The 13390-nt window shown below is 39.9% G+C and carries 8 protein-coding genes; 1 reads left to right on the forward strand and 7 read right to left on the reverse strand.

All coding sequences use genetic code 11. From position 1 onward, the window contains the following. Positions 1–42: 42 nt before the first annotated feature. The 6 genes from QZL88_RS17250 to QZL88_RS17275 all read right to left on the reverse strand — a co-directional run bounded on the left by QZL88_RS17250 (position 43) and on the right by QZL88_RS17275 (position 11071). Positions 43–1875, reverse strand: coding sequence for a VWA domain-containing protein (locus QZL88_RS17250; protein WP_296943170.1), 1833 nt, complete (start codon positions 1873–1875; stop codon positions 43–45). Positions 1876–2661: 786 nt separating this feature from the next. Then, positions 2662–5334: an AsmA-like C-terminal region-containing protein gene (locus QZL88_RS17255; RefSeq protein ID WP_296943172.1), complete on the reverse strand. Its 2673-nt coding sequence runs from the start codon at positions 5332–5334 to the stop codon at positions 2662–2664. Positions 5335–5496: 162 nt separating this feature from the next. After that, positions 5497–6594: an acyltransferase family protein gene (locus tag QZL88_RS17260; RefSeq protein WP_296943174.1), complete on the reverse strand. Its 1098-nt coding sequence runs from the start codon at positions 6592–6594 to the stop codon at positions 5497–5499. 3 nt (positions 6595–6597) lie between these two features. Beyond that, positions 6598–7491 (reverse strand): class I SAM-dependent methyltransferase, encoded by an 894-nt coding sequence (locus QZL88_RS17265; protein ID WP_296943176.1) that lies wholly within the window; start codon positions 7489–7491, stop codon positions 6598–6600. 11 nt (positions 7492–7502) lie between these two features. Next, positions 7503–9005: a helicase HerA-like domain-containing protein gene (locus QZL88_RS17270; protein WP_296943179.1), complete on the reverse strand. Its 1503-nt coding sequence runs from the start codon at positions 9003–9005 to the stop codon at positions 7503–7505. A gap of 305 nt (positions 9006–9310) precedes the next feature. After that, the gene (locus QZL88_RS17275; RefSeq protein WP_296943181.1) at positions 9311–11071 is read right to left on the reverse strand and encodes a hypothetical protein; all 1761 of its coding nucleotides are present in this window, start codon (positions 11069–11071) and stop codon (positions 9311–9313) included. A 141-nt stretch (positions 11072–11212) separates the two neighbouring features. Between QZL88_RS17275 and QZL88_RS17280 the strand changes: the two genes are divergently transcribed. Next, a complete protein-coding gene (locus tag QZL88_RS17280; protein WP_296943184.1) occupies positions 11213–12541 on the forward strand; it encodes a hypothetical protein in 1329 nt (442 codons plus the stop codon). Between the two features lie 36 nt (positions 12542–12577). On the opposite strand, the gene QZL88_RS17285 is transcribed toward QZL88_RS17280, so the two are convergent. After that, entirely contained in the window at positions 12578–13360 is a 783-nt protein-coding gene (locus QZL88_RS17285) for a prephenate dehydrogenase/arogenate dehydrogenase family protein (RefSeq protein ID WP_296943186.1), read from the reverse strand. Positions 13361–13390 lie beyond the last annotated feature (30 nt).

Consider the following 13390-nt stretch of genomic DNA (forward strand, 5'->3'; position numbering starts at 1 on the left):
TTTCAGTTAGTAATAAGTAGTTTAGCGAGGACATCCTCCTCCTTAATTTCTAGTTAAGCCTTTTGCAGTTTCCATCAGCCGCACAAATTCCCGCCTATACCCTTGCGAATCCTTTCCATAGCCAGATTGTGCTAATTCAATGGCTTTGTCAAATGTTCCTTCTCCTTTATATTCCGAGCCTTTCATTACCTGCCCGAACATCGCAACAGCCGCCGCAAAACGGAAATCATCCGATACTTCATTTGTATTACTATCTATTAGCGGTACCTCAATCTTCTTACTGGTACTGCCGCTCGGTTGTTTGTATCTCAGTTTTACAGTCAGCAAATCGGGATGCATACTTTCTCCAAGCCGTTTCTGTATCGGATTTTTCGCTTCGGTTTGATATTTCAACGGGTCTACGTTTCCCTGCATATTCATTTTTACACCTACCGGTACCACTTCGTAGAAAGCCGTTACGGTATGTCCCGCACCCATTTCTCCTGCATCCTTTGTGTCATCGTTGAAATCCTCTTTGTTCAGCATCCGGGTTTCATAGCCAACAAGACGGTATGCCTGCACTCTGTTCGGGTTGAATTCGATTTGTAGTTTTACGTCTTTGGCTACAGTGTACATTGTTGCCCCGAACTCATTTACCAATACTTTGTTAGCTTCCTGTAGATTGTCAATATAAGCGTGATTCCCATTCCCGGCCTGTGCCAGTGTCTGCATTTTGCTGTCTTTATAGTTACCCATGCCATAACCGAGGATAGAAAGGAATACACCCGTTTTTCGTTCGTTCTCTATCAAGGCTTTCAATCCTTCGTTACTGGATACACCTACATTGAAGTCGCCGTCGGTACAAAGGATAATGCGATTGTTCCCTCCTTTTATAAAATTCTGCTTTGCTATTTTATATGCAAGCTGAATACCTGCGCCTCCGGCGGTAGAGCCTCCTGCCGAAAGGTTATTAAGCGCTTCTTTTATCTTTTGCTTATTCTCTCCCGATGTGGATGGCAGTACTTCGCCCGTAGAACTTGCGTAGACAACAATAGCTACACGGTCTTTCTTCCGGAGGTTATTCACCAACAGCTTCAGGGACGATTTCACCAGGTCGAGGCGGGTAGGGCCATTCATAGAGCCAGAAACATCTATCAAGAATACAAAGTTGGATGCAGGTAGATTATCCGAAGCCAGACTCTTAGCTTTCAGCCCCACCTTTACCAATCGGTTTTGAGAATTCCACGGACAAGAGCCCACTTCTGTTGCAATTCTTACAGGATCATCTCCGGTAGGTTCAGCATAATCGTAGCTAAAATAGTTGATAAGTTCCTCGATGCGTACTGCATCTTTATAAGGCAATTCTCCCCTGTTTATAAACCGCCGCATATTACTGTACGATGCAGCATCTACATCTACCGAGAAGGTAGAGAGCGGTTCTTCCCTTGCCATCTTAAACTTATTTTCTGCAAACTGGCTGTATTCTTCGTTGCGCTGTCTGTCGTAGCGAGGTGATTCAGCCATGATAAAGGGTTTTGCAACCGGAGCCTCTGCAACGATAACTTTGTGTTCCCTTAGTTCGGCAATATCAACAGCCTGCTTATCATGAGAGCCTTTTACATCGGCTACTGAAATTTGCATTTGAGATTCCTGAATTTCGTTTTGGCTAAGCATATAATCATTACTTCCCGCCTCATCCTTACTTATCGTGGGAGGGACAAACTTTTGTTGGACTGCCATTGGTGGTGGAGGTGGTGTTGTTGATTCCGTAAACTGTTCGGGGTGAGATTCCATTACAGCGTATTGGTCATTTGGAGCTTCCGTTTTAGTCTTCGTATTACACGAGAACATAAATATACCTGATAAGATAATCAATCCGATTGCTGATGTTTTCATAATCTATCTCTATTGAGTTAATAATTTGTGTTTATTGGATAGATATATTTTTGTTGGCGATTCCATAAATTCAGCGTGTATATTTTTCTGGAATTTTTATGTAGCAAATCGAATCCGGATAAAAAAGGTAACAAAGGTAACACAGAAAACAATTAATAATTAAGAATGAATAATTAATAATTATCTTGTCCCCTCGCTCGCGCAGACTTCCCTTTTCAGTTGTGCGACAGACACCGGAAGTCCGCGCTAGCGGGGGTATTTAGTTAAAACCTGACACTTCTGACAGTTTTTTCATTATTTATACCTTGTCATTTTTGCATCTGTTAATCATATATAGATGAAAAGTAACAGAGGTAACAGATATATAAGTTAGCAGTTAACCAACTTGTAACCTGTAACTACCCGCAGGGCGAAGTAACTTGTAACTGTTAAAAGGTAACAAAGGTAACACTCTTTCTGTCTTCTCAACTATAACCTTTTCCCTTCTTCCTTAACAATAATCATTTCAAAGACCGCTTGCTATTAACCTATATTTGCAATTTATAGTTAAAAGGTAACAAACGTAACAAGAAACTAATTAATAATTATGAATGAACAATTAATAATTATTTTCTTATACCTCTTGAAGAAACGTTACAAACCTTACAACTATCTACACTATTCTTATCACTTCCCATTCATTGGCACATTAAAACAGTATAGATAAACATTTGGGTATTTCATAACAAAAAGAGGTGCTTTAGCAATTACTAAAGCACCTCTCTGTGCAAGATATGTATTCTGTCTTTATTCTGTAGTTGCAGCCGTTTCGCCTTCAATCTTTTTGATTTGCTCTTCAGCTTTATTCCTTAGGTTTTGAGCCTGTTTTTCGGCTTCGTCTACCAGTTTCTTACCGGCACCTTTCGCTGCTGCTTTTGCCAATGCATTGCTGCCGGCTTTAGCTACCAGATTGTCTGATTGCTTTTGTGCTTCTTCAACAAGCTTTTTAGCCGCATTATCTGCTTCTGTCCTTATTTTTTCTATTTGTGCAGTTTTATCACCCGATAGAGCAGATGTTGCACCATCACTTTTTCCGCCAAGTAATCCGCTAACGATCGAGGATGCAGCATCCGAAACCAGCGACTTAGTATCGACACCAATCTTAGGACTGGAGAAGGTACCGCCGATAGTAATAGGCACATTGTTGATATAATTATTAGCCAATGATTTGGGCAGGGTTACGGTTCCTTTATAATTGATACTTTGGTCGAGTCCGGTAGAACCTTCCAGTTTCATCATGCCTCCGTTTCCGATATTGATATTGAATGGCTTAGTAGTGATCTGTCCGTTATCGATATTGAACGGCAGATTCAGGTCTTTCGGGGATATAGTTTTCAATGCGTCGGTTTTCAGCGCAGATGAAAGAGCTGTAAGTGCAGCTACATTCTCTACCTTTACATCGCTTGTCTGCAATGCGCCGCTACCGGTAAGGCCTGCAAGGGTTTGCATGATGGATTGCCCCAGTGATGTATTGAATTTCAGATTCATGGAATATGTACCTATCAGGCTTTCGAAGATAGGGGCGAATTTCTGGATTGATTCCACTGATTTGAATGTTTCTGCAAATGATACTTTCGATAATGCGATGTCAAAGTCTACCTTTGGTGTTTTAGGATCGGACGTGTTATATGACCCGCTTACTTTTGCGGAACCGCCCAACGCGTTGGCGCTGACATTGTTCAGTGTCAGTATACCGTTCCTGACAGTCATATTGCCCGCCATGTTTGTAATGTTCATTTTACCATATACGATCTGGTTAAGGACAGCGCTCAGCGTGAAATCTATATTCTTAGGGATAATGATGTCTTCCGACGTCGCCGATGTGGTATCGGATGCGGCTGTGCCGGACGTTTCACTGCTGATGAAATCATTAGCATTCAGATAATTCGATTTTATATTCAACTGGCCTTTCAGTGTCTGGTCTTTCAAGGCATAAGCGATAAAGTTTTCCAGACGGCCGTTTGCCGAGATGTCGTTCTTGCCGATTTTTACTTCCAGCGAAGGTAGATTTACATAACGCGGGGTAAATTCGAGGGATGCATTGTTGATTAATACTTCCGGCATATCGGTAGCTTTGTATGCCATATTATTTAATTCCAGTTTACCGGTCGCCGAAACATTTTCATATTGTTCTTTTTCTATAGCAGACATTCTTGTGGCCAGATTGATGTTAGCTGTGATTATACCATTCAGTTCCGTACCTTTTTCCAGAGGATATACTTCCTTTATCATCCCCAGATTGATTGTACCATTGGCATGCGCTTTCAGGTTAGGGTCGCTCATCGGGGTGGTAATGTTCAGGTTTCCGCTGAATGGATTTCCTCCCAGGTTGAAGCTGAATTTGCTGATGTCGATAATCATATTATCTAGCGAACCGCCTTTACTGTTTATATCCACTGCTAAATTGATGTCGTTCACCGATTTTGGCAATGACGGATATTGGAACATGGCATTATTTACACCTACCTTTACATTAAAAGCAGGGTAATTTTCTCCTTGCCAAAGCCCTTTGATATAGGCGTCGAGAGTTGCTGTCCCCGATGTTTTCACATCTTTGAAGTCGGCTGTGTACATGGCCGGAACAAGGGAAAGTATATCTTTGAATTGTGTGTCGGGAGCATTCAGTTTCAGGTCGAAGTCCATATCCTCATAGTTTTTGCCCTGCATTGTAAACCATCCGTCGATAGAGGCTTTCAACTCATTTATCCTGATTTCGCTTTTGTCGAATGTGAACTTCATATTATCGAAATTCGCGTTAATGGTAGCATCCGCATTTCCTTTTACTTTGTTCAGATAAGGGATACCATCCATATAGAAGGAAATCTCACTGATTTCGGAGGTGGTTTTTATCGTTGTTTCGCTGGCAGAAAAATCACCGGATATTTCACCGCTCCATTTATTGAGCACGAGTTTCATTTTTGTGGAATCGTTCTGATAAACGATGTTGCAGTCATTCACTGTAATTTTTTTCAGATTCAGGTTAAACGGAGTACTGTTTTCAGTTTCGGAGTCAGTTGCAGTAGAATCCGTTTTCATTATATCATAATTGGTACGGCCGTCGGCCAGCACTTTCGCATATACGGAAGCCCTGTCCAGATTGATTCTGGAAATATTGTAATTGCTTCCGAACAGGCTCATCAGATCTATTGTTACACTACCCGATTTAGCCTGCACCAATGTGTCTTTCTCGAAGTCACCGACACCTGTAATGCTGGCATCTTCGAGAGATAATGTGGCATTGGGGAAATTTGAAAACAAATTGAGACCGAAGTCTTTAATGTCTACTTTGGCATTCAGTTGTTCGTTGGCAGCATTGAGTACCGCGGTTTTAATTTTATCCTTAAACAAAAAAGGTATCGATATCATTGCTATTATAATGACTATCAATACTACGCCAATAATGGTTAATACTTTCTTCATAATTTATTGATTTTCGTAATTTGTTCTGTTTGTATATCTATATATAACGGAAAGTTTGTGTGTTTGTTTTATTTTTCCATAAAATCAAGCCGAAGTTACTACTTTTTTTAACATGAAATGAAAAAACGCAGAGGTCGCCGATACTTTTCCTTCTTTCCGCTATCATTTCACCTTCTTTATTAATCTATTCAGATGGGGCGAAATCATATTGTTATAAAATACACTGACAACAAATGATATAGCTATTGTTATCAACAAATGGATAAGCGCCAGTAATAATATTTCAGGCTGTTCCTTTCTGTACATATATCGGATGTTATAGGAGCGCAGGGGTCCGTTGATAAGGAACATAAACATACTGATGGCTCCAACAAATAAGAGCGGCTTCTGTATAATTTTCCAGGAGCAATTATATATAGGATAGCAAAAATAGATTATCAGAATGGCTGCCGATACAAAACTTAGAGGGTAAAAGTATCCAGAAAACCATGAGAGTATAAATATACAGAGAGCAGGTAGTACTGTTTTATAATCGATGTACCAGTCTTTATACATGGCAAAACCGATAGCAAGAATAAATTCGGGTAAATGCCCTATGAAATTGGCAAAGAGAGGTATATTTAATTTATTGCAAACAGGTAGCAGAGCATATATCAGAATACAACAGATACCAAACATAATATATAATCCCCTTTTTTTATATTTATCTATAATGAAGTAGAGTAGGGGAAAGATCAGATACAATTGAATAATAAAACTGAAATACCACCATGGTCCGATAGACGGGTATGCAAAAATAGTATCGAAAGAAAAGTTATTGTATAGTAACAAAGATGATATGGCGAACTCAAAAAAACGGTCTGCTGTTATCAGATTTATACGATACATCAACATGAAGTAGCAGACGAGGCCTATTATAATCAGACCGTATATCTTTATCAACTTCGGTAGGATGTAGGATTTGTATGATGCCGGTTTTTTCTTCAGAAATTGCTTAGTCAAACCATAAGCACTGGCAAAGATGAATATTTCAATACCCAGAAATCCCCAGAAAGAAAAGCTACCTCCTATAATTAACCACGGATCGTAATTAATTACGGCATCTATAAACCTGAATATACGACCGGGATCGAAAGAGAATTCATTCTCGCCTACTTCGTTTGTCCAGTGCAGAAAATTGTGTAGAACTATGATTATCATACCAAGTCCTTTTAGCACGGTAATCTGGTTCTTAGAAAGATCATGGATAGATATTTTCATCACTTACTTCTTAAATCGGGCATATACACTAAGTGGAAGGTTTTTACCCGATTTTTCCGGCACAATAAGTTCTCCGAACTGGCAATCTTTTACATCCGGAAAATAATCCTTTATCAGATTTTCAGCAATAACGGCCGAGAATCCCATAGAATAGAGATTGAGAATAAGAAATGAATTTTTATCGGACAATAGTTCACGGCATAGCTCCATTAGTTCAGCGATATTTTCTTCCAGTATCCATTTTTCACCGTCAGGCCCGCGACCATATGCCGGAGGATCAAGTATTATACCGTTATATTTCTTTTCGCGCTTTACTTCCCTGCGGCAGAATTTCAGAGCATCTTCCACTATCCAGCGGATATTGTCCAGTCCCGATGCTTCCATATTCTCACGCGACCATGTAATCACCTGACGCACCGAATCTACATGTGTAACATCTGCTCCTGCACTTTTAGCGGCGATAGAGGCTCCGCCCGTGTATGCGAAGAGATTGAGGATTTTAGGCTCCTCTGCTTTTATTTCTTTGATCGTATCGTAAATGAAATTCCAGTTTTCGGCCTGTTCGGGAAATATGCCGACATGCTTGAATGAGGTCAGTCCCAAACGAAACTTAAGGTTCATTTCCTTATACTTATAATTGATAAACCACTGATCAGGCATTCCTTTTTTTTGAGTCCATACACCCTTATCGTTACCATCCTGAGAAGTTTTTCCTTTCTCCCTTTTGAATATGGCATCCGGCATATTTTCCCATTCTTTTTCCGGTAATGATTTGCGCCATACGGCTTGCGGCTCGGGGCGGCGTATAATATATTTGCCGAATCTCTCCAACTTTTCATATTCTCCCGAGTCGATCAGCTCGTAATCGATCCAGTGCTGAGGTTGTAATAATTGCATCAATCTGTTTTTTATCTTTTCTTTGAACTTTTGAAGAAAGCATTAATAACCTGCTTTGCCAATGGAACTACAACCGTAGTTGCTATTGCTCCCCAGAATTTCTTTTTTTGCACTGCTTCCTGACGTTCTATTTTTGCTTGTTCTTTCTGTATTTTTTCCTGTTCTTTTTGAGCTTTGGCATCGGCTTTTTCTTGTGCTGCCTGTTCCTTTTCGCTCAATGTGCCTTGCAGACGTTCGGTAAGGATTTCATAAGCCGATTGCCTGTCCTGTACCTGTGCATAATGCCTGTAAAGCAATGAACCGGCTATCATCTTCTTCCTGATATCGGCATCGAGCGGTCCTATCTGCCCTTCGGGAGGCAATATATAGGCTCTTTCCACCTGATTTGGCCGTCCCTTTTCATCGAGGAAAGAGACTAATGCTTCTCCCGTTCCCAGTTCGGAGATAGCGCTTTCCGTATCGAATTCCGGATTGGCGCGGAAAGTCTGTGCTGCTACCTTTACGGCTTTCTGGTCTTTCGGCGTATATGCCCTGAGTGCATGCTGTACACGGTTACCTAATTGTCCCAAAACCGAATCGGGTATATCGGCAGGCGTTTGGGAAATGAAATATATACCTATCCCTTTCGAGCGAATAAGCCGTACCACCTGTTCTATCTTTTCCAATAGCGCTTTTGGCGCATCAGTGAATAGTAAATGGGCTTCATCAAAGAAGAAAACCATTTTTGGTTTATCAGGGTCTCCTACTTCAGGCATTACTTCAAACAGCTTTGTCATCAGCCACATCAGGAAGGTTGTATACACCCTCGGAGAATTCATCAGCTTGTCTGACGCAAGGATATTGATTACACCTTTTTCTCCCTCTGTTTGTATCAGATCGTCGATATTCAGGTTAGGCTCACCGAAAAACTGATCTGCTCCGTCATGCTCTAGTGTAATCAATCCACGCTGTATAGCTCCGATACTGGCTGTCGATATATTTCCGTATGCAGTTGTATATTTATTGGAATTATCGCCTACATATTGGAGTAGTTTCTGCAAATCTTTGAGATCGATTATTTCCAGAGATTCGTCCTTTGCTATCTTGAATATAATAGTCAGAACGGCAGATTGAGTGTCGTTCAGCGAAAGCAAGCGGCTAAGCAGCAATGGTCCCATATCGGCAACTGTAGCTCTGATAGGAGTTCCCTGTTCACCGAATACATCCCAGAACTGTACGGGAAATGCCTGAAATTTAAATCCTTTGTCAGCCAGATGGTACGACTCTACACGCTGTACTACGCTATCCTTGTTTCCTCCAATGGCGGCTACACCCGACAGGTCACCTTTTACATCGGCAGCAAAAACAGGTACACCCATTTTGCTGAATGTTTCCGCCAATGTTTGCAGGGTAACGGTTTTCCCTGTTCCGGTGGCTCCGGTAATAAGCCCATGACGGTTTGCCATTTTAGAAACCAGACAAACCTCCGCATCTTGTGATATGGCGATAAAAGCCCTTTTTTCGTTGTCGAACATCAGATTATTGATTTAGATTTCAGACTGAGGTCGCAGACCTATTTATTACTTATATAAAAACTCAAAGCGTAAAAAGTTCTTGAAATTTAAGACAAAAATAATCATTTATTCATGCTAACCCGTAGATAAAAAGAATAAATAATTTCTCGCAAAGACGCTAAGGTGCAATGAAACCTTTAATAAAAAATAGAAATAGTAAGGCTTATTTTATTATTCATATTTTTCTGAACCTAAAGTCACGCCTTAGCCTCCCGTGATTTGCTTATTCTTTGCGTCTTTGTGTCTTTGTGAAAATATTTTAACTACTAATTCCCATTATTAATAGATCCTCCTTTCGTTCTGAACCCATCTTTTATTGAATTTCCTCTAGCTTCTATCCACCTGATGTCCGGGATTGTCCAAAAATCCGGCGTACCTTCCTTATTGGCTATACAAGGTATGCTGTCACCATACCATCCGCTGGGGTAGGCACTGATACCGATGGATACCGAATTATTCAGTTTATATTGTTTGATAGAAAAGTATTCATCCGCAGCTTCGTTTTCCTTTAACGCGGCCATTTTATCTTTGGCTGAGTAGGGATGTAATAATATTCTTGTTATACGCCCGCTCTTTTCAGTCATATGCAACTGATCCTTCAGACATTCATTGTAATAGGAAGCTGAACGAAAAGAAAACGCAGCCATCCATGCCATTAATAGAGAAATACCGAGAATGCTTAATCGGGGAAATGAATATTTCTTTTTACCCAATATGCACGCCACTCCCATGAATATGGTTGCAAACACATAGCCGCTGCCAAAACGGAAATCGTGTGCAAAAAAGAACCAGTAGCACAGGCAAAGGATCAGGGTTGCCAGTACATATTTGTATATTGTATTCTTGCTTTTGAAGGTTGCGTATAAGGAAACGACAAGAGATGAAGCGGTAAGCAAATAGATAAATGAAAGGATTATATAATATTTGTTGCGCACTGCTATCCCGTTTCGGAAGGCCTCTGCCATATATTCGTTTGCATAATAGCCGATAAGGAAACGTTGCTTAGCAGCAGTCTCCACAGGTACTTGCCAGTCGAAAGCGAAAAGGTTGATTTCGTGAAGAGGGTATATAAGGTAACCCGATATAATTACGGTCCGTGTCATCCATAAGACAAAATACAAGAACAGGAGGGAGGTAGTAAAGATTAGCGGCTTGTATTCCTTTTGACGGATAACAGCAATAGCAAGGAAAATACTGAGCAGGGCAACCGGTGCGGCGGATAATTTGAATCCGGCCAGAGCAATAGGAACGAATATGTACAGTAAATAGTTTTGCCTGAAAGATTCAGGATATAAAATGATTTTGGCAACAAGGTAAAATGTGATCAGTCCGGGAATTATATCAGTCGATGTATCACTTATCCCCCTATGCTCATAATAGAAATAAACGACAGATATGATAAAGAGGATTACACGTTTCAATTCAAATTTTGACCTGAAAACCTCTAAGAGTATCCATGAGAATATGATTATGGCTATTAATGACTGGACAGTATAGACCGGATAGCCGAGGAAAAGCCTGAATGTGAAAATGGCATCCAGCAAAAACAGGTTGGAATTGAATCCGAAGCGGTCTTCAAGGTTTGCTATGCCCGGTGTTACCGGATATTCTTCATTCCAGCGAATATTCGCATAGTGGTATGACATGGCATCGAATCCGTTTGGTGCCCACACTGCGATTAAGATAAAGGATAAAAAGAGAAATGCTAGCAACACTTTTTGGTAGAATGTAAGAGTATATAACAATCCTTTTATTTTCTGTAATAACAGAATTATTCTCTCTCTTTTCCAAATCCAATATCCTGTACATAATATAATAAAGACGAATAAGATATAATGATTGGAAGGAATAAAGAAAGAGGAAACAGAAAGAGGAATGATTGTAAAAAACAGGCCAAGTAGAGTTGTATCGGGAATCGAATATACTTCTTTTCGCTTGCAAATGAGATTGTATGTGGAAATAAAAAAATCTCCGGAAGTGAATAATACAAAGAAAATTATGAGCCAAGATATAACTATTACTGCCATGTTTGTAAAATTTGTGTCTGTAAAGATATAAAGTATTAGAGTTTTAATGGGAATGTTTTAACAAAATATTGATATCTTGGCGAACATAATCAGTCCCTGTAAGTTATAATCATACCGGTCTGTTATTTAAAGTCAGATAATTTGGAACCAACAACTAAAATATGGCTGTGGTGTATCAATCACCCCGTAAAAGTGATTGTTATTGTTGCGGTATTTGTCCGTTTATTAATAGCTATCCTTTACGGGCATATTACATTATATCCTGACAGCGAAGATTACAAGGTATTGGCAGAACGTATTCTAAATTTAAATCTCACCGGATACGAAGGAGAGAGGCCTCCCGGTTATCCCATGCTGCTTTGTCTTTCCGGTTTGTCTGATCTGATAACGGTTATATTCCAACTGGTAATGGGTGTATGTACACTTGTCGTCGGCTATAAGACCCTATTGCTGATGGATGTGGAGAAAAGGATTGCATTGGTGATGACCCTCTTCGGAGCAGCTTATCTGCCTACGGTTTTCTTCGAATTCACTATACTTACCGAGACTTTTACATTATTGGTTGTAACGCTTATATTTTATGTCTTTTTGGGTATTATAAAAGATAGAGAAAGCAGTTCAAAAAGCTATTTATGGTTGTCCATGCTCTGTGGCTACCTTGTGCTGATAAAGATGTTTTATATCTATTTGGCTATCCTCCTGTTTATAATGCTGGTATTGCACAATCATAGTTCTCTGAAGATTATAATCCGTAAATATGGTTTGACGTTGCTCATACCTTTATTGGTATTTTTAGGATGGTCTTATGTAAATAAACTGAACACAGGTCTTTTCGTTTCTTCCACTTTCTATGGTTACAATATTGCTCAGAATTGTGTATGGTTTGCAGATAATACAACTGAAGAATACAGGGAAATCGGAAATGTATATGTGAGATACAGATACGAAAGCCCTAAAGATAAAGAAATCGCTATGACTATCTGGGAGGCCTATCCCGAACTGAAAGCCCGCACAGGTTTATCCTTCCCCGATTTATCAAAAAAAATGTATGATTACAGCATTGCTACTATTCAGAAAAATCCGGGGCTTTATCTTGAACAGGTACTAGTTTCGTGGCGCGATTTTTGGAAGACCTCGCTTTATTGGGAGGTTTATAGTTTCTCTGTACCCGAGTCGCATATTGCAGTTATGTATGTATGTTATGCGAGCCGTATTGTCCTGCAACTGATAAAAATACTTTTTGTATTACTTATTCCTTACAATATTATAGTTGCTATACGCAGAAGGAGGCTGACGCCCCAAGCGATTATATCCTTGACTGTATTATTTGCGTCTCTTCTTCAGGCTTTTGCTACATACGGGACAAATTCACGGTTCAGCTATCCGTTCGAAATCCTGATGGTTACATCAGTATTATTGAATGCACTGCAATATTACCGGTATAGATTGAAACGAAAAACTGCACCCTGATTTCTCAAGATGCAGTTCATGATGTTTTCTCTTTAATTATTCCTTTTCTGCTATATTCTTTCTAGCCTTGGTAAGGAAGTCGAGCATGGCCGTGCTATCTTTCTTTTCTATTATTTCCAGAAGGTTCTTCAATTCCTTACGGATGCCTTCGACCTGTGCTGGTGTGTATGGGTTGAAGAGAATTTCTGTAAGCAAATAATCATCTTCCGACAGCAAACCTTTAGCGATATCCATATGTCGTTTGAATGTCGTACCCGGTGCTTCCTGATGTTTCATTACCGATGTGAAAACAAGGGTGGATGCAAAAGGTATGGACAAAGAGTAAGCAATTGTTTCGTCATGTTCTTCAAATGTATATTCAAATACTCTTAAATTCAGACTTTTATATAGGTCAAGGAAAAATTTCTTTCCTACCTCGCTCGATTCCGAGATCACGATTGCACTTTGTGTACTCAGGTTGCGCAGGTCGGCAAATGTAGGGCCGAACATAGGGTGAGATGAAGCAAAAGGCTGCTCCACAGTTGCATAAAACTCTTTCAATCCTGTTTTTACGGATGCTATGTCCGAGATGATGCAATTTTTGCTGATATATGGTAGCACCGTTTTGAATGCGTCTATCGTATATTTAACTGTAGCAGCATTAATAACAAGTTCGGGATCGAAATCCGCAATTTCTTTCGGATCACTCATTCTCACGGTATTGTATATAAATCTCAGCTTTTGCGGATCAACATCAAATACAGCAAGCTCGTGGTCGAAGCTAAGCACATCGCCGAAGAAAGAACCCATCTTTCCGGCTCCAAGTATCAAAATTCTCATTTCCTGTATTATTATTTAAAATTGGTGCAA

This window comes from uncultured Dysgonomonas sp., from assembly GCF_900079725.1.
Classification (GTDB): domain Bacteria; phylum Bacteroidota; class Bacteroidia; order Bacteroidales; family Dysgonomonadaceae; genus Dysgonomonas.